The organism is Pseudarthrobacter sp. NamE2, from assembly GCF_005796205.1.
In the GTDB taxonomy this organism is placed as follows: Bacteria; Actinomycetota; Actinomycetes; order Actinomycetales; family Micrococcaceae; genus Arthrobacter.
This window is the reverse complement of the sequence record NZ_VAHN01000008.1, coordinates 87,073-113,188: the sequence shown is the minus strand read 5'-3', so window position 1 is coordinate 113,188 and position 26,116 is coordinate 87,073. Positions and strand designations below refer to the sequence as shown.

The following is a 26,116-nucleotide window of genomic DNA, read 5'->3' as shown; positions in this document are numbered from 1 at the left end:
CCGGAGAGAACCAGTAGCCCGGCCATCCAAAGACCGCGCTTCTAGCGAGAGGCCTATGCAGAGCTACCTAATCTGCTGCACCCTCCGACTCAGGGACAGAGGGACTGCCCCGGCTTTTGTTGACTCCGGTCTTAGGCCGCTGTGAGCGCGGTCCGGTTGATTGTTTCATATTCGATGGGCGTGAGTTTTCCCAGCCGTCTTTGCCGTCGCCGGCGGTGGTAGGTGCGCTCGATCCAGATTGTGATGGCCAGGCGCAGTTCCTGCCTGGCGAGCCACTGCTGACGGTCCAGGACGTTCTTTTGCAGCAGCGAGAAGAACGATTCCATCGCTGCGTTGTCCGCGCACGCGCCGACCCTGCCCATCGATCCTGTGAGGCCGTGGTGCCGGAGCGATTCGACGAAGCGGCGAGAGCGGAACTGGGACCCGCGGTCCGAGTGGACCACGGTTCCTGCAGGGCGGCGTGCCTGCACCGCGTTCTCCAGTGCGGCGACGGCAAGCGAGGACTTCATCCGTGCGTCCATCGAGTACCCGACGATCCTCCCGGAATAGACGTCCTTCACCGCGCAGAGGTAGAGCTTCCCCTCGTCAGTCGGGTGCTCGGTGATGTCCGTTAGCCACAGCTCATTCGGTGCCATAGCGGTGAAGTCCCGCTCCACCAGGTCATCGTGGACCGGCGGCCCCGGCTTCCGGTTCAGGCCACGCTTCTTCGAAAACACTGACCAAATGCGGTGGTTCCTGCACAAGCGCTGGACCCGGTTCTCACCAGCCAGGATGCCCTTCCCGGGGAGCTCGTCGGCAATAAACCGGTACCCGAACGCCGGGTCCTCGGCATGGATGTCCAAGGCGGCGTTAACCAAGTGCGCGTCAACCCACTCCCGTTCCGTCACCGGACTGGCCCTCCACCGGTAATAGCCTTGCTTGCTAAACCCCAACACCCTGCAGGTCACCGCCACGGGAACGCCGTCGGCGGCAAGATCCGTGACCAGCGGGTAGATCTGTAATGGTCATGTGCCGGCCGGAGGCCGGCTGGCAGGCTGGTCCCGGGGAGGGCGTGTGACTCAGGGTATATCCGACCCGCTCGTGCGGTGTCTTGAAAATGACTCGTCCGCGCGTTCCCGGGAACGGCTCTGCCCGCGGCGGATGACCTGATCAGAAGACTGTCCACCCTTGGGTGTGACCCGTTACAGATGCGTCTCCGAAGCTACCCAGGCAGGCCCCCGCCACCTGTTCGGTTCAAGAGTAAGGAGAACGCACTATGGCTTTGCCGAAGAATTCGAGTTCGTCGTCGGAGTCGACACCCACGCCCGCACACACACTTTCACCGCTGTTCATGCCCCCACAGGCGCAGTGGTCGACACCGCAACATTCCCGGCCACCTCCGCGGGCATGGACCGTGCGATCACCTGGATCCGGCGGCGCACAGGCGGCGAGAGGGTCTTCGCGGCCGTCGAGGGCACGTCCTCCTATGGCGCCCGGCTCACCCAGACCTTGCTTGCCGCTGATATTGAGGTTGGCGAGGTCAGCCACCCACCCGCTCATCACGGGCACTCACCGGCAAATCGGACCCGATCGACGCGGAAGCCGCGGCCCGTTCTGTCCTGGGGCGCCCGCGCGATCAGGTGACGGAGCCGCGCGCGGCAGGCACCCGGGCCGCGATCAGGATTCTACTTGCCTCCCGGTCCCTGCTGGATCACCAACGCACTGCGAACCGCAACGCCCTCACGGCACTGCTCCGCGGCACAGATCTCGGAATCGACGCCCGGGCATCCCTGCAGGACGCACAGATCACAGCCATCACAGCCTGGCGGACCTCAAACAGCACCGACCCCGTGATCCGAATCGCCCGCGCCGAAGCCAAACGCCTGGCCCTGGCCGTCAAAGACCTAACAGGCCGGCTCGGCGAAAACCACAAGGAATTGGCCCGGATCACCGAAGAACTGGCGCCGGGGCTTCAATCCGTCCCCGGAGTCGGGCCCGTGACAGCGGCGATCATCATGTGCGCCTACTCCCACCACGGCCGCATCCGCTCAGAGGCAGCCTTCGCCGCACTCGGCGGCGTCGCCCCGCGCCCTGCCTCCTCCGGCAACACGACCCGACACCGGCTCAACCGCTCCGGAGACCGCCGACTCAACCGCGCCTTCGACGTCATCGTTCGCACCCGCATGAGCTTCGACCCCGACACCAAGGACTACGTGACCCGCAGCCGTGCCACCGGAAAATCAAACCGCGAGATCCGCCGGAACCTGAAACGCTACGTCTGCCGCTCCATTTTCCGCCAGCTGCAAACCATCATGGCTTGACAGAACCCATAGAAGAGTCATTTTGGGTGATATCCCTGGCCAGATAGGCGGCCGCCCGGCGCAGGATCTCATTCTCCTGCTCCAACAACCGGTTCCGCTTCTTCAACTCCCGTATCTCGGCCGACTCCGCAGCTGCTGGACCGGCCCCGGATTCTTTACGTTCGGCAATGGCAAGCCAGCGCTTGAGCGTCGTGACCGAAAGCCCGAAATCCTTCGCGATCTGCGCCAGCGGCGCCTCGCCCTTGCGGGCCACATCAATAACATCCTGGCGGAACTCCGCCCCATAAGGCGTGAGCATGGTCAACATCCTTCCACGAGCACAAGCTCGCTAGGTCAAGGAGTCAACAAAACCGGGGGCAGTCCCGTTTCGAGTCGCCCGTCGCTAGTTGCAGAGCAGGAAAACTAGCTGCGGCCAAGCACTACTGACTGAATTCCCCGCCAGATCCTCGTTGCGTATTGCAGTAGCGACCGCAACAAGCTTTCCTTCACTGGCTGCGACGGCGCGGCGACCGCAGCCTAACGAAGCTGAGGTTGACGAAACGTACTCTCCAAAGCGTTGATTCGCAGAACACTTGGCGGAGGCTGACCTCGTCCAGCAGGCGCTTAACAATATGCCGAGGGAATTACTTATGGCCCTTGTACTGCGGGAGTTGTGCGAATATGCGTACGCGCAGATTGCTGACTATCAGGGCGTGAGTGTGCCGGTAGCGAAGAGCAGGATCGCCAGGGGGAGGCAGCTTTCGAGGCTGCCGTGACTTCCGGAGCTCCCTAACGTCTGCCTCCCTGCAGATCCTGTCTTTTCGCCTCGTTAACCCATCCTGATACCCCAACCATCGGGCAGAGTCCATGCCCAAGTACCCAGTCCAGTACCCAGATCGACGAACGGATCCGGAGCCCAATTGCTGCTATCAATGATGACATCGACACCTCCGGGCTTCCCGGTATATGGGTTGATGGCTTCATTAGAGTCCGCAATTGTGTTCTCGTTGCTATCCGCAATTGTTGTCTCCTGAACGCCATCCCCACCTTGCGCATCGACTGTGATCAATTCAATTTTCTGGTTCTCGTTGTAGTCATATGCAGTCACGTCCCAAACGCCGTCATTGCCATAGTCCACGTAGAAGGTGTCAAAGACGCCGTTGGGGGTTCCGTGCGTGTTCAGACCACTATCGTGAAGGTAATATGTCGCATCAGGTCCCACAGCGGTCACAGCGTCCGCCTGACCATCACCGCTGGTGTCGAGGTAGGTAAATTCCATTTCGAACTCCTTGCTGAAGAGGAAGCTGGGCTCCTCGTTTTCGATTACGACCATTAGAGACCTGTAGATCACCGAAAGTTCCCAACACAGCACTACCACGTCCGCGACGGGCCCGGCCCCCTTGTCTCGCCGTCCCTAGGAGGGTGCTGCAGGCTGACATAGCGGCGTGCTATCCAGCAGCAGCGCTGGATTTAGACCGAACTCCGAGTGGGGTGCGATTGGCGGGCGAAAGCAAGCCAGCATCGGCTTTGGTAGTAGGGGGTAGAACTGTAGGCGCCGTGGTAGCGAAACCCCCCTCGCGCTACCCCTAAGCCTCGGAGAAGCGCTTAAGAAAATTCTTGGCATGCACCCTGTTTATACGGCTTCCCTATCTCCGGTCCCGTCAAGGTTCTTTTGCCATGGCCCCTCGCTTCATCCATGGGTCTTAGTCGTAGGGGCTTCGTTCGTCAGCATTGGATCAAATTCAGGGGAACTTTCTGACACCCGTCTGCATCTAATGGGTACTGCACTCGCGCACCATCGGTTTGCAACGTTTAGACCGGAAGGAAGGAGCTACACGTGGACACTGGGCCCCGCGGAGATGACCGTCGCCTCTTGACGGCGGCTGAGCATTTGCTTGGACAAGTCGCCGCACTCACGGGGCCGTCGGGTAAGGATGTGGTGGACGATTTGCGACGGGTGCTGCAGAGACCACCCGTTGTTGCCCTCGCCGGAAGGGTCAACACGGGTAAGTCAACTCTGGTGAATAGTCTTATAGGTGCCAGGTTGGCCCCCACATCAGCCGAAGAGACCACTGCGCTGCTCTCTCTTTACATGTACGGTGCACCTGCCCGTGCGGAGGCCCTGTTGGAGCGCGGACAAGCAGTAGATATACCGCTCTCCGCCTCCGGACCATCCCTGGGCAGCATTTCACTCGACACGGTAAATTACCTCCTTGTCTTCCTTCAGTCGGCCGTTCTTCGCAGGTTCGCCATTTTAGATACGCCTGGTCTAGGTTCTGCTGCTACCGCCAATTCAAGGCGAACAGAAGTGGATTTGCTGGCCGGCAGCACTACAGCAGCATCTCCAGACGTCCTGGTCTATGTCGTCAAAGATAAGTTCCGCCCGGATGATGAAGAGTTTGTCCGCAGCTTTATCTCCAGCCGCCGGTCATCTATGCCGTCCCCACCCGTGATTGGTGCTCTTTCTCATGCTGACAAATTTGGAGCGGGTCCTTGGGGGGCAACAGACCCAGTCGAGGAGGCACGAGCGACCGCATCAGCTTTGGCCGCGGCGCACTCGCAGCTGACCGCAGTCGTTCCAGTCTCAGGGTTGCTCGCTGAAACCGTCCGGACTGGGAGGCTGCAGGAGGCCGACGTTCGCGCTCTACGTGTCCTGAAAGATGTACCTAACGACTCCATCCAGTTTGCTGATATTTTGGGCCTCCCAGAGGGGATCAGCCGAGGTCAGTATCAACGCCTAGAGGACCTAATCGGAGCGTACGGAATCATGTTTGGGCGCAACCATTCCCATTCGTCCCCAGAATTGGTTCATTGGTTGTGGGAACGCTCGGGCCTGGCGAGGCTGGAAGAGGCTTTGACGGTGGCAGTATCAGGGGCAGCGGAACGCTCAAGAGTCCTCACCGTTCTGTCCGGTCTGGCGCGTGCTGCACGTAGCCGCTCGTGGAGCAGTGACACGCGAAAGCTGATAGAGGCTGCACGCCACGCCCCCGAATTTCATCGCCTAAATGAATCTGCAGCACTGGATGTGCTTCGTCAGGCAGCCCCCCAACATGGGCTGGTTGCGGTTCTCGAAGAGTTGATTGCTGACAAAAACTGGCCCACCGCCCTAACCCCTGACGAGGACGAGCCCGCAGAATATTTGCGGTTGGCTGCTCACTATCAGGCGATGGCGGCGTCGGCGTCGACGGGCGCTGAGGCGCAGGCAGCACGTGTGCTTTGCCGGTCGCTCCTTATCCATTCACGGTTGGAGGGGTGAAGTCTCGTGACCGTCTTTCCCTCAGAAAGCACCAGCCGACGCCGCCGCCTCCAGTGCTCGGCGGGCACGACTGATGCGGGTCTTGACGGTGGGCACCCCAACACCTTGATGCTCGGCAATCTGAGCGTAGGTGAAGTCACAAAGCTCACGCAGGACGAGAGCAACCCTAAAGTCCTCGGGAATGGATTTCAGAGCCTGTTGAATAACGTCAGCGGCAGCAAGTTGCTCAGCAAAGTCCCGCTCAGCAACCAAGTTTTCAGGAATCTCAAGAGCGGTGTCACGCCTCGATCGAACAATCGACATCGCCGCGTTGGAGGCTATCCGGTAAATCCACGTCCCGAATCCGGATTCTCCCCGAAACCCGCCGATGTTTCGCCAAGCAGCGAGGAGAGTGTCCTGCAGGGCATCTTCGGCGTCAAAGGTATTCCCGGTGACCCGCAGGCAAACCGACCAAAGCATCGTCCGGTGCTGGGCTGCCAAAGCTTCAAAGGCTTTCTGATCACCCTCCCTTGCCGCCGCCACAAGAACAGACTGGGACTGGACAGCATCCACGGGGCGCCCCCTTGATGATTCGGGCAGCAAACAGACTTTCAGTAAATATAAGACCCTCTCACCAAATCAGACAGCCCTAACTGGAGGAAAAAATGAATCATGACCACTCTCTAAAGGAACTCTTGCTCCTTCCCGATGGACCACCGGAAGGGGTGTGGCAGGCAGCCATGGATTTTGCTTTCACGAGCGATAACGAGACACCGGACTATCTGGTGCCGGACAACGGTGCGGACAACATCTCCCAAACATCCGAGACCGATGTGGACGTCGACGCAGAAGAAGATGCTGATGATCAAACAGATGACCTGCCTGCAGCTGCCTTCGAAGACCAAGGGGAGGAAATCGACCCCCTACTCCCCAGTTCCGGCCCGGGCGACCTGGACGAGACGGGGGAGGACTATGGCGTATGACGTCCACCGGCAGGCGACGATAAACGCTGCAATGGCTGTTCTTTCCACTTCCACGCGTTCGCTCCGCACCGCTGGTTACGCAGCAGTCGCCGACCACGTAATCCGCCAGGCCACCAGCGGAGAAGGAACACCAGTCATTGTCTTTGTGGGTGAAAGCGGCAGAGGCAAGAGCACTCTTGTGGAACTCCTTGCCCCACCGATCGACCATAGAGAAAGTGAGTTGGCCGACCAGGGGCTGTACCGCCTTGCAGCCCCACCCAGAGAGGGAGAGCCCAGCCGAATCTGGATTTACCCTGATGGCACTCGCTCCGAGGCCAGGCTGGACGATAGGGACCCGATAGGCATTCAGTTCCATGCCAGTTCCCGCTTGGGAGAAGCAGTACTGGTCGACGCTCCAAGTGCCGGGGGACTCGCCGGGGCCCAATCCCAGCTGAACATCAAACTTGTAGAGGGTGCAACGGTTGCAGTCTTTGTCGCTGATGCGGGCGCAGCACTGTCCAGTGCCGAACTAACGTATCTGCAGCAATGCGCCGCTGGTATCGAAGTAGTGGAAATGGTGGTTACTAAAACTGACCTGTATCCCAGATCGTGGAAAAACGTAGTCGACGAAAATGCAGCTTTGCTCCAAGCGAGACTGCCACGGTTGGCCCGTTCACATGTGATTGGCATTTCATCCGTGACAGCTCGTGCGGCCACCGTTGCGGGTGACCCTTCAATAAGTAAGGCTCTACTTGAGGCCTCCGGCGTTCCCCGACTGGTAGAGGTACTCAGAACCGATTTGGCGGCAGCGCGTACGCCAGGCTTGGCTAACGCACTTCGCCTTGCCCGGACAGGGCTTGAAGCGCATCGGACCACTCTGCTGGCCCGCTTGAGATCAATAGAAGAGCCCCCCTCATCCCAGCGGAGCATCATGGATGAGCAAGAGAGACTCGCTGAACTCAAGGAACAACAGCACCGCTGGTCTTTGGATTTGGATCGGGATCTATCAGGTTTACGGGCTTCGCTGTTGGCGGAGACCCGGAGGAACTTGGAGAGCTGGGAAATTCAATGGCGGGAGAAAATCCGTGAAACAAAGACATTGCGGGATGCAAAGGTTAGCCAGCGGTTAACATCCGACATATTCGCTGAGTTGCAGACACTCCGGGCAGAACTTGTTGCTAAAACTGAGAAAGAGCTTCAGAGTCTAATTGAGCGCCTTTTCCGTGGTGTCTCCGTTCCTGCAGCCCTTCAGGACGTGCTGCAGGCTAGTACGAGTCCGGAGCATGGCCACAATGTGGGTAGCGAACCGAAGGCTCCCCTTTTTGACCCCACGCTCGTGATGACCGCAGTGATGGGCTCAACTCTGGGCACGTCGCTTGCCGGTCTCTTAGGAATCGGCGTCATAGCAGCACCTCTTGCCATTCTCGGTGCCGGTGGATGGTTCGTCACAAACAGGCTGTATCGCCAGAACCTGCAGGAGAAAAGCAGGCTCTTGGGGGAGATTCCACGACTTGCCCAAACGGAACGGGCAGTCATAGCGGAATACTTGGACGACCGCTTGCGTGCGGTGAAGCCTGAGATAGTTGTTGCCTACCGCGCTGAGTTGCAGGCATCTCTGAGCCGTGTCCAGCAGCTGCTTCACGAGAGTCAGGAGCACCAGCAACTTTCTACCCAAGCTGCTCAACAACGTATCGAAGGTTTAGGCCACGAGGTGGCCGTTGTGGAAAAGCAAATAGCCGCGGTCGATGACATGCTAGCCAAGCTCAGGAAGCTGGATAGTGGACAGGGAACTGCACTAAATGAGCGACCAGCCGCGCCACAGGGTGAAAGTTAAGTTGACTATTGCAGCGCCAAGTTCATCACCGCAGGGAAAGGGCTTCACGCAGGGGATGGCAATTCGGCCTCGGTTTAGTGCTCGAGGTCCCAGCTTGGGGCGATTGAACGTAAAAAGCTAATGATCGGAGGAAGCCGTCAGTGTATAGGTCAGCCGGTATCCATTTCCCGAGCGATGCGTCGAAGGAGGAAAACTGCAAGGACCTGGTGCAGGGACTCATTGGGACTTACGACCTTTCCGACAGTGAGGTTGTGCGCGCACATGTACAAAAGACGCTAAGAGGGGTAGGCATTACTGAAATACGCCCAAATCCTGGCGAGTCGTTCGATCCACGGGAGCACAATGGCGTCGCAGCGATTCGGGCTCCGGCTCCAGCTCTGGCTTTTCGAATCGCCCGCGTTCTCCGCCCTGGGTGGAAGTCGATCCAGGGCACAGTCCGCCCGGCAGATGTAGAGGTTTACAAAGACGATTAACAAATGCTTGGTTGAAAGGAAGTCGCTATGACCAATGCGGCATGGCGGTTAGCCATAGATTTTGGCACCTCCAACACTGCAGCTTCCATGGTCCGAGGTGATGGGGGAGTAACGGTTCTCCGGCTTGGTGCCCGATCCGACGCCATAACCTCTTCCGTGGCTGTCTATAACGGCGAACTGTTAGCGGGAGAGGCCGCGATGCAGGTGGCGGGCATTTCCCCAGCAGCGTTTGAACCAACGCCGAAACGGCGTCTGGGAGAAGATGCCGTCGTTTTGGGAGAGCGCGTCTTCGACCCCATCGATCTGGTGGCGGCCATCTTGGGACATGTACACCGCCAAGCCATCAGGTATGCCGGAGGCGATTTTCCTTCACAAGTCGTCCTGACTCACCCAGAGCCGTGGGATTTTTATATGCAGCAACGTCTGACTGCCGCTGCGGTCCGGGCTGGGATTCCGGAGCAGCAAATAGTACTGCTGTCCGAGCCGGTGGCAGCGGCCTGGCACTATGCCAGCATTTCGAAGATCGAGGCCGGCGCCCACATCGCGGTTCTGGATTTCGGTGGGGGGACTTGTGACGCTGCCGTCCTCAGGCTTTCGGCGGCCGGGACAGGACCCATATTTGAGGTGGTGGCGTCAGCAGGAATTGACCCACTGGGCGGTCATGACTTTGACGCGCAGCTCGAAAAGTGGGTCCACGTGCAGCTTGCGGAAGAAGGAAAAACTAGCCTCTTGGAGAGTTTGGCCGGCCCGAGGGCGGCAGCTGACCGGGCGGTACTTCGGGACCAAGTACGCGAGGCCAAACATGCGCTCAGCTTCCACGGCTCAGCACCCATCGGAGTGCGTTCAGGGGACCATGAATGGGTTTGCACCGTGACAAGAAGCGAGTTCGAACAATTAATCGACAGCAACGTCAACCGTGCCGTGAACCTGGTACAGGAAGTCATCAATGACGCACTTCCTTCAATGGAGCACCTCCACCGCGTCTATCTCACAGGGGGCTCGAGCTACATACCCGCCCTACAGTCAAAGCTCAGTGAGCTGCTGCCCCTGAAGTTAGGTCTCATGGAGGACCCTAAACAAGTCACGAGCATAGGCGCCCTTCAAGCTCCTCTGCCCGCAGAGCAACCCGCATGGAGCGAATACACACCAGACCAGGCATCAGAGGACCATGGGTCTCCAATAACGGCAGAGCATGTTGACACAGCCGAAATACTGGTCACCAATTCAAGCCATCGGTCGTCGAGCCTTGGCAAACAAAACCTCAGCTCCAGACCTCGAAAACTGCACTTGTCGCGACGCACTTCAGTAGCGGCCGCAGCACTTGCCATGGTTGTGGTCGCAATTTTCGCAACTATCACCGTCCTCACCAATGCACGGACGGGCCCTGATCCTATGTCCCAGCCCTCCGGGTCGACTCAGGCTTGTGATACCGCTCTAGAAGGGGACCTGTCGATCGAGGAGTGCAACCTGCTCCTTGGCCACCGGTCACTGCCCCTACTGCTAAATCCGGACACCTGCACACACAATCCGGAGCCTCAAGGAGCAATATCGTCGATAATCTGTGACGCGGCGAACCATAGCGGTTTCAGCCCAGCATTGCGACCAAAGGTACTCGTATATAGCTACGAGTCAGCAGAAGCCCTTAAGTCATCATTCGAAGCCGATGTTGATAGCCTCGGGGCGACCAGAGGCAGCGTGACCCAGCCACCGGCATGGGAAACCTGGAGGTTGGAGACTGGCAACTTAAATGCTCACGGGCAGCTGCTCAGCTCAGCTTCCAATAACGGTAGCTTGCTCGAATGGACAGATGAAAACGCGCGGCTAAAACTAAGAGCCGAATCAGCGGCAACCATTGACATGCTGTATAGCTGGTGGCAGGACAGTTGGAGAACCGCGCTCTAGTAACCGGGGGTGGAGGTCGCATTTTCCACGCCTTTCGCTCCGATTTCCAACGGCTCCGTCACCAAGGCCGACATTGAATCATTCGGTACCAAGGGCGAACAGCGGGCGCCGAGGGCTTCTGCTAATGCTTGCCCGGGGCGGTGAAGGTGACGTGGAACGATGTGCTGAAGTGCTCGCCGTTCGAGGCGAGCAAATGCAGACCATCCACTTCCACCGCCGTGCCTGGCAGAATGGATTGGGCAATCGCACACATTTCGGCGATGGTTGACGTAGAAGTACTCTGAATCTTCGTGATCAGCATTCCTGCCGAAATACCGGCCTTTTGGGCTTCTGAACCCGGGGCGACAGCTTTCACATACAAGCCACCTTTGATGCCCTGGCTCGCCAATCGCGCGTCTAGAGCGGGGCCTCTGGCTTGATCAAGGGTTGAAAAATATCCGGGGTAATACTCATCTGCTGCCCACCCCAGATCATTTTGCGACTGCCCCTTCATCAGTTTCTCGACGATCTCGGTTTTCGCTGAGTCGATAGAAATGGAGTAAAACTGTCCTTGTGCAGGTGCATTTTGTGAGCCGAAGTTCGTCAGGGTGTTGATCCCGATTACGCGGCCATGGTGATCGAGTAGGGGGCCCCCCGAGTTCCCATAGTTGATCGTTGCGCCGTGTTGGATGGTGTCCTTGAACTCAGGTGCTCCCTGAGGCCGTGCCGGGACCTTAGTCGCATTTACCAAACCCGCCGTGATGATCAACTTCTGTTCGGACGGATTGTTTGTCAGCGTCCCCGGAAAACCAAGGACTGTCACCGAGTCTCCAGGCTTAACATCAGCTGACTTGCCCAGAATGAGAGACTCAGCAACTTCGGGCATCGCACTGAAATGTACTACGGCAAGGTCGGTGCACGGATCTGCGGCAACCACATGCAGAGATGCCTTGTCTCCGTTGTTGAAGCGCCCTGAAATGGCGGTCATACCCTGAACTACGTGCGCATTCGTGACTGCGTTCCCGCTGGCCTCGTCAATCACCCAGCCTGTGCCCGTTCCGACAAAATCGTCAGCGCGGCGCCCCTCGATAGCAAACACCGATTTTTCGCCAACTGCGTAGACCTCTTGGGGAGTAAGAGTCGCCGGGTGAGCGTCGCCTTGAGGCAGAGGATCGCCCACCTTGAGACCGCCCTCAGAATGATGCGGAACGTCTGTAGCCGCAGCAGTTGGGTTTGCCGCGTGACTGGCCTCGCTCGTCTGGTTTTGGTTCGGTGTTCCATTTCCAGCGCAACCCGTAACGACTAGCACGATCACGGCTAACCAAGCGGCGGGCGACCCTGACAGGTGATTCTTTTGATGTGGCTGCATGGCCATCTCCTGGTCACAGACGGAATAACTTCCCGGGAGATGAACACCCCGGGGCGCCGATCATAGGCGTTGCGAGACCAGTTTTTTAGTTGTAGCTAACCCAGACTACGGGGCGTCACCTAGCGGATATCCTACGCCTGCCACGCCATAAACAGCAGGGGGGAACCTACCCTTACCTTCTTATGTCTATCAGAGTGGTGGTAATGGGCATCATCTTCCGTACGGGTGCTGACTTCCTCATTGGCCGGCAACACTTTTGCCCGTTGCCGCCCCAGCTTCCGGGCGAAGGAGCTCGGAGGCATCGGGAAGCCGCAGACGCCCAGGGGCTAGTAAGACAATTCCTTGCTTGCGCGGACAGCAAGCACATGGACATGCCCCTGAAAAGAACGGCTGATGAGAAGCCCGATGGGCATGCTCCGATCGGCAACCGAAACTTGGCCAAAGTCCCTCGTCACTTCGGGAACTTTCAAGAGCACCAAAGTCTCTAATAAGCATCAACAAAACAGGGAGCAAGGGCTTCCACAACACAAGGAGAAAAAATGGAATTTTACGACCTTCTTGATTGCAACGGGAACCCTGGTTCCGACGGTTACGCCGAATCATGGCTTTCTACAACCCCCAACTGCGACGGAACATATACTCTCTACACCGATGTTGACCCTTACGACGGAGTATGGGACGCCGACACCACGTCTCACTGGATCTAAAAAGAAGGCGAAAGCAAGGGTGCGCACGATTTGTCTGCACCCTTGCTTTTGTTACGGCTCGAAGCCGGATCAAAATCGCTCGCCCAGTACCTGTACCGCAGAAGGAGCAGAGGTGCGGAATGTGTACCTCTGCTCCTTCGGTTTGAAGCCCTTGTCCCGCCCCTTTGTTATGACGCATTGAAATAACTCCTCCAGTTCCAAACCCTCTAAAGGCATGCCCGACCCGGCCAAACCTAGCCCTAGATAAGCCACTCCGTAACGAAGGAGCGACGGCGACCCCAGGCGGGTTTCGACCTGTTCAAGTCTTCAGCGCGTCAAGGAACTTTTTGCTGTTTTTGAACCTCTAATCGACACAACCAAAGCCCGCGAGGATAACCGAATTATCTCGGCGTACTTGAACCTATGAAGCGAGGAAAAACAAACATGGCAACCAAGTTGGAAAAGTCCAGGCTCAGTTATAGCGACTATTACTGCTACATGTCGTTGGCCGACTTCACCGCCTACATCTCAAGTGATGACCCCCCGGAGGAAACTGGCATAGCGATAAGTACCGACGAGAAGTTCTCCTGAGATATGCAGCTTTGCGTCCCACACCCGAGCAAGTCTTCGACTTCTTTGAGCAGTGGGTTCGGGAAGCTTAATCATCAAAGCTACGGTGGCCAATGAAACTAGCTTGGCTAGTCGCCGGCCTCATAACATTTGTCTCTAGCTATTTCCTTCCCCGAGACCCAGCGGGACTACTACTGCAGTCACTAGGGTCGATAGACGGGAACTAGCTGAACGGGGACAAGTCGTCTGTGCGGCCGGCTCCTCTCCCCGGAGGACATCGGCAGGATCCTGCTGAGCCACCAGGAAGACTAAATGAGGGCTGGTGTTCCCCTGCTAATCCTGGAGCTCTAGGAACAGACCATGACGGGCGCGGCCTCAGGAGTTTCCGGAGGTAATTGCAGCCTCAAAAGCCTGCCTCCCTCTGGCAATCCTGCTTTTTACTACCGGCACACCCACGCCCTGATAGTCAGCAATTTGCGCATACGTATAGTCACACAGCTCCCGCAGCACAAGGGCCACACGGAGCTCGGTCGGCATGCTGTTCAGTGTCCGCTGTACCAAGTCAGCTTCCGCGAGGTGTTCAGCGAAGTCACGCTCGGGAGAGTAGCTTTCGTCAACCTCCAAAGGCTTAGTTCCTTTCGATTTAACGACAGCCAACGCCGCGGTCGCCGCAATGCGATAAATCCAGGTCCCAAAGCTGTACTCACGGCGGAACTGCTGTATGCCCCGCCATGCGGCTAACAGGGTGCTCTGAAGGGCATCTTCGGCATCGTAGGTGTTTCCGGTGATCCGCAGGCAGACGGACCAAATCATGGCCCGGGACTCAGTAGCCAGAGCCTCAAATGCGGTCGCATCGCCCCCGATCGCCGCTTCAAGCTGACGCCTCTGAGCTACGGTCGCGTCCATGCGCCCCCCGATTGGTTGAGGTCGCTGTGCCCCCCGCACTAGTCGATATTTGAGCCCACTATAACCATCGCGAAGCCCTCGGTCACCCCTATGCGGTTTGGGCTTTAACGGCGGCGACGCTAATAACTCGGAGTAGATGTCTGTGATTCACGGGTGAGATCCGCGGGATTTGTTGCGCTCAGGGCCGCCGCGAGTTCTGCGGCTTTCCTTGGCGTGAACACACCGGAGTCTGAGACCCGCTGGTAAAGAGTTCTGGGTTTGTCATAGATGGTGGTCTTGTGCCCGTCCCTGTTCTCCGGTCGGCCCCTGGCCTTCTTCGTGACGGCGAATGGTGAACTGGATCCGCAGCGGGCCCGCAGGGTTCGTTCAGAAGCTGCAGTTCCAGGGCGGTGTCGTATTGCCCCTCGTCAGCTGGGCAATCAAACTCAACTTCTACTTCACCCGTGCCAGCCCCTACAAGTCCAACGACAACAGCCAGCTGGAGCCGCAAGACGGGATGGCGTGGCGAGCGGCAGGCGTCCAGCGGCGGTTTCCGTCGCAGCCTGAAATCCTTTGAGGTGGGGAAGGCTTCTAGGAAAGATTCTGTCGGCGTCTTGATAGGCCCGTGGGACTGACATGCTAGAAACGTATACGGGGGCATAGTGCTGGGAACGGCCGCCCAACGTCTGCTGGTGTGTCATCGAAAGCGAAAAGTTCTGAGCCGCCGGAATTGTCCGTGTCCAACGGCCACAAGGTTCCTGATGCCCCGGTGTATCCGGTGTAAGGGTCTACTGAGAACTCGCCGAATGTCTCAGTGTCGCTAATGCCATCGGCTTCCCATTGATATTCCATGATGTCCTCCTTGCGTCACGGAAGCTCCTGCTTCCTGTTTCCATCTCTGCCTATTAGAGGATTTGATCCCCTCGAAGGTTCCCTGGGGGTGGAAGACTCTTGATAGGCAAAACACTGTCCCTAGTGCATACAAGTGCCTCAAGCAGTTGGGATCACGGGAGAACTTTCGGATGCAGCAAGACGCTGGTTCGACTCCGAAGAACGCAGGTACCCGTAGATTCCCGATATAGCAAGCGCGCCCAGAGCACCTACGTCTCCGACGGTGATTGTGAGGATTAGAAGTATCGCCAAAGGCGCGAGAGAGTCTAGTACGCTTCGGAAGTATATTCCTAGCCCTATTCCTCCAAAGGCTAGGCCGATTATTGCCGCCTTGTTCGGATTAGTCGTGCGTGCCACCGGTGGGACCTTCCCCCATATGGCGAGGCCGATTTCTAGCATGAAGTTTTCCCTTTTTGTGTTGGTGTTGGGTTCAGATGGAGATTTTGGAGGCTGGAACAATCGTCCTCCTTGCAACTTCCTGAGGTAGTTGACATGCATTAGAGAGAACGGAATCCAGAAAAGTTCCCTGAAATAGGTTGCATTCCTAAAGGACATCGGTCAGTGGCGGCATCAAAGTGGGTTGGGTCAATATTCCGCCAGTTAGCCAGATCTCGCTCTGGCGGTACCAGGCAGAGCTGCCGAGTTGTTACTTGCACTCTCGGCGAGGGCCTCCGGCACCAGCAGCACGCATCCGAATTCCTGTGGTGGGCCAAGGACAACGCCTAAACGGAACGGCTTCGCCAGCGGACCGTCCTCAACCTCGAGGATCCACTTGTGGGTGTTCTAGAGACGGAGGCGGGAACCTAGGCGACCCGGCCCCGACGGGTCACTGTCAGCCAGATTCGAAGTGTTGTCCGTCTGGTGTGAAGGCGGTGAACCCGCTGCACAGGTCGCCCGCAACCTCGGAGAGTCCCGGAAGACTTTTCTATTGGCGCTCACGGGCACTCACGATGCAGCAAGGCGACCTCCGTCTGACGCAACAACCAGGTAGTCATACTGACTGTTTTAGGACGAGCTCCTAAGGTGCGATGGAGAAGAGGCCGGCACGGTCGCGGCTTTTGAGCTGCTCGAGGGGTGTTGCGGGGCAGGTCGATAACGAGCGTTTCTGACCTGCTGCCGGCAAGCCTCAGCAGAGAGTCGAAAAAGCACTCCTGCTCTTAGTCAAAACTGGTTACCGAAAAGAAAACCGGTCAAAAGGGTGATGGGAGGGTTTTTGACGTCTCAAGGAATAGGGTCGGCTCTGCGAGGGTCAGTACTGGTGGCCAATCGCTCGATTCGCAGGTGGACGCGTTGGTAGTGGCCGGAGCAATCCGCGTCTTTCAGGAGTATGCGTCCGGTGCTACCCCGGCAACGGCGCGGTGCAAGGACCGCCTGGATTAGCTGCAACCGGCCAACGTGCTGTTGGTCGCGGACCTGACCAGGCTTGGCCGTAGTACCTTCGACCTTGCGGATATCGTCGCAGTGCAGGGTCAGCGGGGGATAAGCTTCCGTTCCCTGGCTGAACCTTGGCTGGATAAGACTAGTGCCCACGACAAGCTCATCCAAAAGCTTGAGACCTGCCCGGCGGCCGCCCACGGTCGATGACGCCAGGGAAACTGGAAACTGCCCGACAGTTGCGCAACGAAGGGAAAACTTAGAAGGAAACGGCTGAGCGGGTTAGCGTCACTGTTTCATCACTGGCTCGGGCTCTCAGCAGGAGCGACATTCAAAAGTCGCATCCGAAGCCGCCTAGCGCGACCTTGTTTTGAGATAGCTTGCGGGGCACCCGCGTTACGGAAGATGGCAAGTTTGCTAAGTCGGCTGCAGGGTTTCTTAAAGTTTGCACAGCATGTCCAGGAGGGTTGCGGCCTGCACCAAGCGACAAATAACGCCTGAAAAAGCTGCCATTCGCCGAACATCCGACAGAACAGGTGGAGAAGTCCTCCTATCATTGGCAAAAGTGGTATTCGAAATGAAAGCTGGTCAAAACGCGGTCGGCACGCTTTTTGACGCGTCTGGCAAAGCAACCGGGTATGCGAGCGTCAGCACCCGCAGACAGTCATTGGACCGCAGGTTATACGCTCGTCTTCCGGCCTAACCATCGCCGTTATAACCACTACGTGACTTTGCCGCCCCGGGGCTCGGCACATCCGGACAAAAACTCCGGGGAGAATAGGCGCATGGCAAAAAGCAGCAAGGGCAGGATGCCGCGCCTGGAGGACGTGGCGGACGTCGCCGGCGTCTCGCACCAGACCGTGTCCCGGGTGGTCAACAACCACCCCAACGTCAGCAAGGCCACCCGCGAAAAGGTGGAGGCAGCCATTGCCGAGCTGGGGTACCGGCGGAACACGGCGGCGCGGAGCCTGGTGACCAGGCGTTCGCAGACCATCGGCGTCCTGGCCAGCGAGCTGTCCCAGTACGGCCCGGCCAACACGCTCCTCGGTGTGGAGCATGCGGCCCGGGATGCCGGCTACTTTGTCAGCATCGGCGCGCTGCGCGCGGTCAGCCGGGAGGCGATCTCCGACGCCGTCAGCCGCTTCATGGACCAGTCCGTGGACGGCATCGCCGTGCTGGTGCCGCACGCGGACACCCTGCAGGTGCTGGACGAGATGAACCTTTCCGTGCCCGTGGTTGCCGTCGGATCCCTCGGCAACGGCGCCGTCAGCGGGGCCATGGTGGACCAGCGCCGGGGCGCCAGGCTCGCCGTCGAACACCTGATCGGGCAGGGGCACCGCCACATTGGGCACGTGTCCGGCCCACCGGACTGGACGGACGGCGCGGAACGGGCGGAAGGCTGGCGCGAGGCGCTCGCCGCGGCCGGCCTGCCGGAGGGTCCGCTGGTGCAGGGCGACTGGAGTGCCGGCAGCGGCTACGGGATCGGCCGGAAGCTCGCCGCCGGCCGCGGCGCAACGGCACTGTTCGTCGGCAATGACCAGATGGCGCTGGGCCTGCTCCGTGCGTTCGACGAGGCAGGCGTCCGCGTGCCCGACGACGTCTCCGTGGTGGGCTTCGACGACCAGCCCGAATCGGGGTACTTCAGCCCGCCGCTCACCACCGTGCGGCAGGACTTCGAGGAACTGGGCCGGCGCTGCATGGACATCATGCTCAAGGAGATCGAAGCCGGCGCGGCCGCCAGTTCCACCGTGGTCACGCCGGAGCTGGTCCTCCGGGCAAGCACGGCACCGCCGGCGGCGCGGCAGCCGCCAGGGCGCCCGGAAAAATAATTGCAAGAATTTCCATGAATCTGCATCCGGCTCCGGGGCTGCGCCAGTAGTAGGGGTGTAAGCACAAACGCCGGCAAGGCGGGCCGATTAAGGAGAGGGACATGCGCAACAAGATCTTCACAGCAGGTGCCGGTGCAGCGGCATTTGCAGCTGCAATCGCTCTCGCCGGCCCGCCCAGGCAGCCGACGGAGACGCCCAACTCTCCGTGCTGCATGGCGTCCCGGGACTGACCGTGGACGTGTGGGGGTCAACGGTGAACGGATCCTGGACGATTTCACCCCCGGCACCCTGGCAGGGCCCCTTCCGCAGCCGTCATCGGCCCGGTCAGCGTAACCCTCGAGTCCAACGGAAACTACACTGCAGTAGCCAACCTGGACGCCGGCGGCAACCCCACTGCCAACCTCTTCACCAACAACGTCTCCCAGATCGAGGCCGGCAAGGGCAAGCTCACCGTCCGGCACACCGCAGCAGCCGCGCCCGCCGTCGACGTCCTGGCCGGCGGAACACCCGTCATCTCCAACGTTGCCAACCCCAGTGAACAGACCCTGACGCTCGATCCGGAACCATCCCGGCAGCCGTCGCCGCCGCCGGCACCACCACCCCGGTGCTCGGTCCCGCGGAGCGTTCCAGGTGCCTGCCGGCCTGCAGCTCTCCGAGTACCCCATTGTGGATGTCCCGGACGAACCGGTGGACAACAACCCGGCCCACTCAAGCGTCAGCATCGTCCGCGGCACGCTGGCTTCCTGACAGGCGCCCTTCCACGTGGTCCTGCCGTGCCGGCAGGCGCCACTGCAGGATCCTGGGCCACTGGGCGGCGGCCAGCACAGTCAGCAGCGCCGCAGCCGCGTGCAGGTACAGCAGCACGTGCAGGTCGTGGGAAGGGGCGGTTGCACCCTGGGCCGGGGTGGTGTCCGGCGCTGGGGTTTCCCCGTGGCCGTGCCCGGGAAGGGAGAACCCGCTGGGGGAGGAAAACGCGCTGAAGGCAAGGTGCAGCAGCTGCTGCGCCACGGCTGCTGCCACCAGGACCGCCCATCCGGGCAGCCTGCGCCGGCCCAGCATGGACGCCACCATGCCCAGCAGCGCAGCCAGGGCAAGGACGATCAGGACCGCCGGGGACTGGCCCCCGCCTGCCACATGCGCGGCCCAGCCAAGGCCCGTGGCCAACGGGCCCAGCAGCCAGGCGGCGGAGCTTCCCGTCCAGCCGCTCCGGGTGTTTTCCATGCGGTCCCCTCGGGTTGCCGGCAATCTTTGAGGTTCCTACCCTTTTACGCTGGCTTCAACTGCCGCGGGGCTGCCGGCCCCGTGGATTCGCGCAGCACCAGCTCCATCAGCGGCAGGGCGGCGGCGTCCTGCGGCGGCTCCTCACCGTGTATCCGGGCGATGAGCTCGCGCATGCTCCTGGCTCCCAACGCCTCAACGTCCATGTGCACCGTGGAAAGGGACGGAATGAAGTAGGAACCCTCCGGTACGTCGTCCCAGCCGAAGACGCTGACGTCGACAGGCACCCGGATGCCCTGGTCGTGGAGTGCCCGGATGACGCCGAAGGCCATCTGGTCGTTGGCGGCGAAAACAGCAGTAACGCCGTTGAGCGCGGCGATTTTCTTGCCAGCGGCATACCCGGAGGCGGGAGACCAGTCGCCGGCGGCCATGCCCAGCGAGGTCAGCCCCAGCGCGGCGATGGCTTCCTGGTAGACGGCCTTGCGGTTGCGGGCGGCGGGCCAGGCGGCGGGGCCGGCAACGTGGAAGAAGTTGGTGTGGCCGAGGGCCGCCAGTTCGCGGATGATGCTGTGCACCGCGGTGCCGTCCGCAAGGCTTCCGCGGGCGCGCATCTTGTTGTCGTACTCGCCGGCCACCACCATGGGAACGGTTGCCGTTCCGGTTGCGGCGGTGGCCTTGGGGCGGGGCACGAAGGACAGGATTCCGGCGATGTCCTCACCAGTCAGGAGCCGTTCGAGCTGGAGTGCCCGTGCCTGGGCGGTTCCTTCCATGGCCACCACGTCCACGCGGTAGCCACGTGCGTGTGCTGCGCCCGCCGCGCCGTTGAGCATGCGGGCGGGAAAGTACAGGGAGGCTTCCGGAACCACGACCACAACCCGATACAGCTTCCGCGACCTCAGCGAACGCGCCGCAAGGTTGGGGGTGTACCGGAGCTCGGACAGGGCCTTTTCCACCCGTTCCAGGGTGCCGGGTTTGAGGCCTTTCCCGTCTTTCAGGTACCGGGAGACCGTCTGGTGGGATACCCCGGCCAGCGCTGCCACATCATAGATCGTGGGCGCTTTCGCCCGCCCCCGCGCAACAGCTTCCTGCACCATTTTCCGGTGTCCCCTTCCATGTTGGTGGATCAGGCCTGCCGGCCCGGCTCCCACTTCTGCAGCCGCCCGCACATGCCGAAGGCCCGCTCAGGTCCCGCGGCTTCCGCCCGGACCACGGCAGCGTCCGCAAAGTGGCTGAACCCGCCGGCGGCCAGCTCCTTGAGCCAAGTTTCCGTTCGCGCAGCTTCGGGCGCGATGGTTTCGTCCCACAGGGCCTGCCAGGCCGGAACCCGCGACTGGACCAGGCGGACGGCGTCGCGCTGGAACTGCTCGACGACGTCGTGCCGGCCGGCGAGGGCAGCCTCCTTGATGCGCTGGTAGCCGGCCATCGCGGCGTCCCGGCGCGCGCGGGCGGCTTCCGGCAGGGACGAAGACGGCCCTCCGGCCAGGGACGCTGCCTCCGCGTAGCGCTCCGGGCTGGCCATGATGCCGGGGTCGAAGGTGAGCACGGCGTCGCCGGCCTCGGGCAGGCCGCTGTTCTGCATGACCACCAGGATTTCCAGGTTGTCCTCGTTTACCAGGCGGTGGATGGTTCCCGGGCTGAACCAGAGGAGGTCGTTCGGCGCCAAATCGTACGATTCGTACCCCGACTGCCGGATAGTCTCCACCGTGCCCTTTCCGGAGAGGACCAGATAGGCCTCGGTGGAAGCAGTGTGCATGTGGGGCGAGCCGCCGCACACACCGTCGGCGGCTTCCCAGTCGTACACGCCGAGCCGGGTGAGGGCGACGGCACCCGGGAAGAAGGCGGGAGCCTGCTGAGCTGTCATGCCCCGGCCTTCACCTTTGCTTGCCGCAAAGCGTCCGTTGCCACGGACGCCAGGCGGGCCAGCCGCTCCTGGCCGGAGTCGCCGTCGGCTATCACCACCGCGTACCGGTTCACCATGGTTTCGCCGGCGGCAAACGTGACCTCCTTGCTGAAGAACGGCGCGGGCCCAAAGCATGCGAAGGGCTCGGAACGGGCGAACCATTCCGGCGGATGCTGGGCGTTCGCGGTGTCATCGGCGATCAGGACGGTGGAGTGCCGGCAGGTGTCGTCGTGCTGCCCCACGAAGGCAAGCCACGGCCCCCGGCTTCCGCGCAACTCCTCGCCCGTCCTTCCGTCCGGCCCCACGATCCTGCCGCCCGTGAACTCGCGGGGGCCGCGCCAGAACAGGCCCCCGTAGCCGGCGTTCTCCCGGCCTTCCGTGGTGGGTGAACCGATGTGGATGTCATGGCCGGACTCGTTGGTCATGGCTGTTTCGAAAACAAGTGTCCAGGATTCGGCGTCCGGTCCGGCGTTGATCCGCAGGGTGCGGATCTCATCCACCACGTGCTCACCGGGCTGTGTCCACCAGGTGAGGGCGTGGGAGAAGTGGAACCCGGCGTCGTCCGTCCCGGCCTCAAGGATCCGCTCGTGCTTCATCCGCCCGTTGTTGGGCAGCCACTGGTAGTCCTTGCCGCGACGGTAGCTGGGGCCGCCCCAGAAGTTGTCCTCGCCGAAGTGGGGCAGCGACCAGGCGATGCCTTTGTGCCAGACGTGGTCCCAGGGCCGGTAGGCGCTCACGGTTTCCCCGGCGGTGGTGCGCAGCGGATGAAAGAAGGGCCGGGGTGACTCGCGCTGCTCGTCCGTGGCGTCGTAGGTGTAGGTGGCGATGTCCAGGTCCCCTAGGGAGACCGTGAAGGATCGTTCTTCGTCCCGCCAGGTGAGCGGTGCAGGATTGCTCATGCGTTCAGTTCTTCCTCTTGCTTCCAGGGTTCCAGGTGCCCGTCCATGCGGGTGAAGAATGGGCTGCTGTCATCAATCTGCCCGCGGGCTATGGTTGTTCCGCTGACGCTCGAAGCGTAGATCGCGGCAGCCAGTTCCATCGTGGCGTACGCATCGGCCACTGTCACGGGTGCCGGGCTGCCTTCGGCAATGCTGCCGATGATGGCCCGGTACTGCGCGGGGTGTCCGCTGGCCACGTCCTCGCCCTGGTTCCAGGAGTCGACGGCGTCCTCCCGCCCGGGTGCCGGCGTCACGGTCCAGTTGGTGTCGCTGTAGCCGTACAGGTGTTCCAGCTCCACTGTGGCGTTCTCGAAGTCGAGCCGCATGTAGGAGGTTTCGCGGGGCGAGATGACGGAGTTGATGATGGTGGCGATGGCTCCGGATTCGAAGCGGACCACGGCGGCCGATGCGTCCTCTGTGTCGGTCCTGCGCGCCAGTTTTCCTGCGAAGGCGGTGACTTCCGCCCAGGGGCCCCAGAGGTGGAGCAGGAGGTCGAACTGGTGGATGCCGTGGCCCATGGTGGGGCCGCCGCCCTCCACGTCCCAGAGTCCGCGCCACGGGACGTCGAAGTAGGCCTGGTTCCGGAACCAGAGGGTGTTGCAGGTGCCTACCAGCGGCCTTCCCAGGAGGCCGGCGTGTTGCAGGGACCGGACCCTTTGGGCGCCGGAACCGAAGCGGTGCTGGAAGATGCAACTGAGCGATCCCGCGGAGGCGCCTTCGGCTGCCTGGAGCTCGCGCATCTGGGCCAGGGACAGGGCCGGTGGCTTCTCAATGACGGCGTGCAGACCCAAGGAGAGCGCTTCCAGCGCCAGGGGGAAGTGGCTCGACGGGGGAGTGCAGATGGCTACGAGGTCCAGCCCGCCGCCGTCGAGCGCTTCCTTGAGGCTGGCGGCAGTCCTGGTGACGCCCCATGTGGTGGCGAATTCCTGGGCACGGGCGGCATCGATGTCGATGGCGGCGGCAAGTTCGACGCCCCGCTGCTGCAGCAGGGCGTCGGCATGGGCATTGGCGATCCCGCCGGTCCCGATGATGGCGACGCGGACCTTGGAGGTTTGTGGTGTCTCGGTCATAGCTGCTTTCGGATTGGGGAGGAGGGCTCATCGATAAGGCCGGGCGAGGTATCCGGACGTGCGTTTTGTGCTTCCGCGTCGACTTTTAGGGCAGTGCGGGGATAGCAAATGTGATCGATAACACGAGTATTTGTTACTGATCACTTTTTGTCAACGGCCCGTCCGGTGCCAACCGGGTGGGGACGTTGACCGGCTGCAGGTGCCGGCGAGGGTTGACGCAGCGTCTTGTTAGCGCTCACAATAACTCCATGCCGCAACGCTGCGGCGGTAGTGGAGGAACTTTTCTAATGAACCCAGTGGATAGCCCGGACGCCTGCGTTATCGGCGTCGATTACGGCACCCTGTCCGGCCGGGCCGTGGTGGTGCGGGTGCGCGACGGCAAGGAGTTGGGCAGCGGGGTCTACGACTACCCGCACGCCGTCGTCACGGATGCCCTTCCTGAGGATGTAGCGGGCGACGGCGCCGCGCGGCTTCCCGGCGAGTGGGCCCTTCAGGTGCCGGACGACTACCGCGGCGTCCTGCGGCACGCCGTTCCTGCCGCAATTGCTGAGGCAGGGATCGACCCGGCCGCCGTCGTCGGAATCGCTACGGACTTCACCGCCTGCACCATGGTGCCGGCCAAGGCGGACGGGACCCCGTTGAACGAGGTGCCGGGCTTTGAGAACCGCCCGCACGCCTATGTGAAGCTGTGGCGCCATCACGCGGCGCAGCCGCAGGCGGACCGGATCAACCGGCTTGCGGCTAAGCGCGGCGAGGAGTGGCTGCCGCGCTATGGTGGGCTGATTTCCTCGGAATGGGAGTTTGCCAAGGGCCTGCAGCTGTTGGAGGAGGATCCGGAAGCCTACGCGGCGATGGACCATTTTGTGGAGGCCGCGGACTGGATCGTCTGGCAGCTGTGCGGCAGGTATGTCCGCAACGCGTGCACCGCCGGCTACAAGGGGATTTACCAGGACGGGCGCTACCCGTCGGAGGACTTCCTGGCGGCCCTGAATCCGCAGTTCAAGGATTTCGTCAGCACCAAGCTCGAGCACACCATCGGCCGGCTGGGTGACGCTGCCGGCACCCTCACGGCAGAAGCCGCCGCCTGGACAGGGCTTCCCGAAGGGATTGCCGTGGCCGTGGGCAACGTGGATGCACACGTTACTGCCCCGGCCGCGAAGGCAGTCGAACCGGGCCAGCTGGTGGCCATCATGGGCACCTCCACCTGCCATGTTATGAACGGCAGCAAGCTGCGGGAAGTGCCCGGAATGTGCGGCGTGGTGGACGGCGGCATCGTCCCCGGGCTGTGGGGCTACGAAGCGGGGCAGTCCGGCGTCGGCGACATTTTCGGCTGGTTCACCAGGCACGGCGTGCCGCCCGAATACCACAAGGCTGCCGAGGCCGCCGGGCTGGGTATCCACGAGTACCTCACCGAACTTGCCTCCGGGCAGGCCATCGGCCAACACGGCCTCATCGTCCTCGACTGGCACTCCGGCAACCGCTCGGTGCTTGTGGACCATGAGCTCTCCGGGATCGTGGTGGGACAGACCCTTGCCACCCGGCCGGAGGACACTTACCGGGCGCTGCTGGAAGCGACAGCTTTTGGCACGCGCACCATTGTTGATGCCTTCCGTGATGCCGGTGTTCCCGTCAATGAGTTCATTGTGGCCGGCGGGCTGCTGAAGAACAGGTTCCTGATGCAGATCTACGCGGACGTCACCGGGCTGCAGTTGTCCACCATCGGCTCGGCCCAGGGCCCGGCCCTGGGTTCGGCCATCCATGCCGCGGTGGCCGCCGGCCAGTACGCGGACATCCGGAAGGCTGCCGCCGCCATGGGCTCAGAACCCGGCGAGGTGTACACCCCCATCCCCGAAAACGTGGCCGCGTACGAGGAACTGTTCCAGGAGTACAAGACCCTGCACGACTACTTCGGCCGGGGCAGCAATAACGTGATGCACCGGCTTAAGGCCCTCCAGCGCAAGGTTGCCGGTTCCCTGCAGCCGGCGGCTGCCAAATCCGCCATCCCCGTGGAGGTGCCGGCATGAACATCCTCGATTCAATCGCCAGGATCCGGGAGGAAGTCTGTGTCCTGCACGCCGAGCTGACCCGCTACGAACTGGTGGTCTGGACGGCCGGCAACGTCTCCGCGCGGGTACCAGGACAGGACCTGATGGTCATCAAGCCGTCCGGCGTCTCCTACCAGGACCTGACGCCGGAGCAGATGGTGGTCACCGACCTTTACGGCGTCCCTGTGCCGGGGAATGCGGAGGGGGAGTGGGGCAACCCGGCCTTGTCGCCGTCGTCGGACACTGCAGCGCATGCCTACGTCTACCGGCATATGCCCGAGGTGGGCGGCGTGGTGCACACCCACTCCACCTACGCCACCGCCTGGGCGGCCCGCGGGGAGGGGATACCGTGCGTGCTCACCATGATGAGCGACGAGTTCGGCGGCTCCATCCCGGTGGGGCCCTTCGCGCTGATCGGCGATGACTCCATCGGCCACGGCATCGTGGAGACCCTGAAGAACTCCAACTCCCCGGCCGTGCTGATGCAGAACCACGGCCCGTTCACCATCGGCAAGGACGCCCGTGCTGCCGTGAAGGCAGCGGTGATGTGCGAGGAAGTGGCCCGGACTGTCCACATTGCACGGCAACTCGGTGAGCCGCTGCCCATCGACCAGGGCCACATCGACTCGCTGTATGCCCGCTACCAGAACGTCTACGGCCAATAGCTGCCGGCCCAC

At 61.2% G+C, this 26,116-nt stretch carries 20 protein-coding genes and 5 pseudogenes; 14 read left to right on the top strand and 11 right to left on the bottom strand.

Translation table 11 applies throughout. From position 1 onward, the window contains the following. Window positions 1-131 precede the first annotated feature (131 nt). Window positions 132-1,004 (bottom strand): annotated as a pseudogene (locus FDW83_RS11295) (IS3 family transposase); the annotation flags it as partial. A 220-nt stretch (window positions 1,005-1,224) separates the two neighbouring features. On the opposite strand from FDW83_RS11295, the pseudogene FDW83_RS11290 reads away from it, so the two are divergent. Then, window positions 1,225-2,300 (top strand): annotated as a pseudogene (locus FDW83_RS11290) (IS110 family transposase). Window positions 2,301-2,328: 28 nt separating this feature from the next. On the opposite strand, the pseudogene FDW83_RS11285 reads toward FDW83_RS11290, so the two are convergent. Then, window positions 2,329-2,598, bottom strand: a pseudogene (locus FDW83_RS11285) (transposase); the annotation flags it as partial. Between the two features lie 274 nt (window positions 2,599-2,872). On the opposite strand from FDW83_RS11285, the gene FDW83_RS19765 reads away from it, so the two are divergent. After that, window positions 2,873-3,055, top strand: coding sequence for a sigma factor-like helix-turn-helix DNA-binding protein (locus tag FDW83_RS19765; RefSeq protein WP_138138184.1), 183 nt, complete (start codon window positions 2,873-2,875; stop codon window positions 3,053-3,055). A gap of 53 nt (window positions 3,056-3,108) precedes the next feature. Here the strand turns inward: FDW83_RS19765 and FDW83_RS11275 are convergent, their stop codons facing one another. Continuing rightward, complete coding sequence (locus FDW83_RS11275; RefSeq protein ID WP_138138183.1) at window positions 3,109-3,558, bottom strand: hypothetical protein; 450 nt, start codon at window positions 3,556-3,558, stop codon at window positions 3,109-3,111. Window positions 3,559-4,116: 558 nt separating this feature from the next. Here FDW83_RS11275 and FDW83_RS11270 point away from each other — a divergent pair. Further along, the gene (locus tag FDW83_RS11270; protein WP_138138182.1) at window positions 4,117-5,535 is read left to right on the top strand and encodes a GTPase; all 1,419 of its coding nucleotides are present in this window, start codon (window positions 4,117-4,119) and stop codon (window positions 5,533-5,535) included. 21 nt (window positions 5,536-5,556) lie between these two features. Here FDW83_RS11270 and FDW83_RS11265 read toward each other — a convergent pair whose 3' ends face one another. Beyond that, window positions 5,557-6,087, bottom strand: coding sequence for an RNA polymerase sigma factor (locus tag FDW83_RS11265; RefSeq protein WP_205754675.1), 531 nt, complete (start codon window positions 6,085-6,087; stop codon window positions 5,557-5,559). A 92-nt stretch (window positions 6,088-6,179) separates the two neighbouring features. Between FDW83_RS11265 and FDW83_RS11260 the strand changes: the two genes are divergently transcribed. The 4 genes from FDW83_RS11260 to FDW83_RS11245 all read left to right on the top strand — a co-directional run bounded on the left by FDW83_RS11260 (window position 6,180) and on the right by FDW83_RS11245 (window position 10,685). Next, the gene (locus FDW83_RS11260; protein ID WP_138138181.1) at window positions 6,180-6,497 is read left to right on the top strand and encodes a hypothetical protein; all 318 of its coding nucleotides are present in this window, start codon (window positions 6,180-6,182) and stop codon (window positions 6,495-6,497) included. Further along, the gene (locus FDW83_RS11255; RefSeq protein ID WP_138138180.1) at window positions 6,487-8,310 is read left to right on the top strand and encodes a hypothetical protein; all 1,824 of its coding nucleotides are present in this window, start codon (window positions 6,487-6,489) and stop codon (window positions 8,308-8,310) included. Before FDW83_RS11260 ends, FDW83_RS11255 begins: the two co-directional genes overlap by 11 nt. Before the next feature lie 140 nt (window positions 8,311-8,450). Then, window positions 8,451-8,783: a nucleotide exchange factor GrpE gene (gene grpE / locus FDW83_RS19760; RefSeq protein ID WP_138138179.1), complete on the top strand. Its 333-nt coding sequence runs from the start codon at window positions 8,451-8,453 to the stop codon at window positions 8,781-8,783. A 27-nt stretch (window positions 8,784-8,810) separates the two neighbouring features. Further along, the gene (locus FDW83_RS11245) at window positions 8,811-10,685 is read left to right on the top strand and encodes an Hsp70 family protein (protein ID WP_138138178.1); all 1,875 of its coding nucleotides are present in this window, start codon (window positions 8,811-8,813) and stop codon (window positions 10,683-10,685) included. A 121-nt stretch (window positions 10,686-10,806) separates the two neighbouring features. Here the strand turns inward: FDW83_RS11245 and FDW83_RS11240 are convergent, their stop codons facing one another. After that, window positions 10,807-12,033 carry a S1C family serine protease gene (locus tag FDW83_RS11240; protein WP_171027540.1) on the bottom strand — a complete coding sequence of 409 codons (1,227 nt, stop codon included), beginning with the start codon at window positions 12,031-12,033 and terminating at the stop codon, window positions 10,807-10,809. A gap of 1,631 nt (window positions 12,034-13,664) precedes the next feature. After that, the gene (locus tag FDW83_RS11235; RefSeq protein WP_138138176.1) at window positions 13,665-14,195 is read right to left on the bottom strand and encodes an RNA polymerase sigma factor; all 531 of its coding nucleotides are present in this window, start codon (window positions 14,193-14,195) and stop codon (window positions 13,665-13,667) included. A gap of 328 nt (window positions 14,196-14,523) precedes the next feature. Here FDW83_RS11235 and FDW83_RS11230 point away from each other — a divergent pair, with 328 nt between their 5' ends. The 5 genes and pseudogenes from FDW83_RS11230 to FDW83_RS19500 form a co-directional block, all read left to right on the top strand. After that, window positions 14,524-14,751, top strand: coding sequence for a hypothetical protein (locus FDW83_RS11230; RefSeq protein ID WP_138138175.1), 228 nt, complete (start codon window positions 14,524-14,526; stop codon window positions 14,749-14,751). A 1,709-nt stretch (window positions 14,752-16,460) separates the two neighbouring features. Further along, window positions 16,461-16,649 (top strand): recombinase family protein, encoded by a 189-nt coding sequence (locus FDW83_RS19505; RefSeq protein ID WP_240720957.1) that lies wholly within the window; start codon window positions 16,461-16,463, stop codon window positions 16,647-16,649. Between the two features lie 575 nt (window positions 16,650-17,224). Further along, window positions 17,225-18,268 (top strand): LacI family DNA-binding transcriptional regulator, encoded by a 1,044-nt coding sequence (locus FDW83_RS11220; protein ID WP_138138174.1) that lies wholly within the window; start codon window positions 17,225-17,227, stop codon window positions 18,266-18,268. A gap of 101 nt (window positions 18,269-18,369) precedes the next feature. Continuing rightward, a pseudogene (locus FDW83_RS11215) lies at window positions 18,370-18,890 on the top strand (DUF4397 domain-containing protein); the annotation flags it as partial. Continuing rightward, window positions 18,887-19,015, top strand: a pseudogene (locus FDW83_RS19500) (anti-sigma factor); the annotation flags it as partial. The pseudogenes FDW83_RS11215 and FDW83_RS19500, both read left to right, overlap by 4 nt. Here FDW83_RS19500 and FDW83_RS11205 read toward each other — a convergent pair. From FDW83_RS11205 to FDW83_RS11185, 5 genes are read right to left on the bottom strand one after another with little or no spacing between them, the layout of a single operon-like run. Next, window positions 18,977-19,489, bottom strand: a complete 513-nt coding sequence (locus tag FDW83_RS11205; RefSeq protein ID WP_205754676.1) for a hypothetical protein — start codon at window positions 19,487-19,489, stop codon at window positions 18,977-18,979. The pseudogene FDW83_RS19500 and the gene FDW83_RS11205 sit on opposite strands and share 39 nt — an antisense overlap. A 44-nt stretch (window positions 19,490-19,533) precedes the next feature. Next, entirely contained in the window at window positions 19,534-20,580 is a 1,047-nt protein-coding gene (locus FDW83_RS11200; protein ID WP_138138173.1) for a LacI family DNA-binding transcriptional regulator, read from the bottom strand. Window positions 20,581-20,609: 29 nt separating this feature from the next. Further along, a complete protein-coding gene (locus FDW83_RS11195; RefSeq protein WP_138138172.1) occupies window positions 20,610-21,347 on the bottom strand; it encodes a cupin domain-containing protein in 738 nt (245 codons plus the stop codon). After that, window positions 21,344-22,285 carry a PmoA family protein gene (locus FDW83_RS11190; RefSeq protein WP_138138171.1) on the bottom strand — a complete coding sequence of 314 codons (942 nt, stop codon included), beginning with the start codon at window positions 22,283-22,285 and terminating at the stop codon, window positions 21,344-21,346. Before FDW83_RS11190 ends, FDW83_RS11195 begins: the two co-directional genes overlap by 4 nt. Continuing rightward, the gene (locus tag FDW83_RS11185) at window positions 22,282-23,394 is read right to left on the bottom strand and encodes a Gfo/Idh/MocA family protein (RefSeq protein ID WP_138138170.1); all 1,113 of its coding nucleotides are present in this window, start codon (window positions 23,392-23,394) and stop codon (window positions 22,282-22,284) included. Before FDW83_RS11185 ends, FDW83_RS11190 begins: the two co-directional genes overlap by 4 nt. A 287-nt stretch (window positions 23,395-23,681) precedes the next feature. On the opposite strand from FDW83_RS11185, the gene araB reads away from it, so the two are divergent. Further along, entirely contained in the window at window positions 23,682-25,418 is a 1,737-nt protein-coding gene (gene araB, locus FDW83_RS11180; RefSeq protein WP_138138169.1) for a ribulokinase, read from the top strand. Next, window positions 25,415-26,104: an L-ribulose-5-phosphate 4-epimerase gene (locus FDW83_RS11175; protein ID WP_138138168.1), complete on the top strand. Its 690-nt coding sequence runs from the start codon at window positions 25,415-25,417 to the stop codon at window positions 26,102-26,104. Before araB ends, FDW83_RS11175 begins: the two co-directional genes overlap by 4 nt. Window positions 26,105-26,116: the final 12 nt, after the last annotated feature.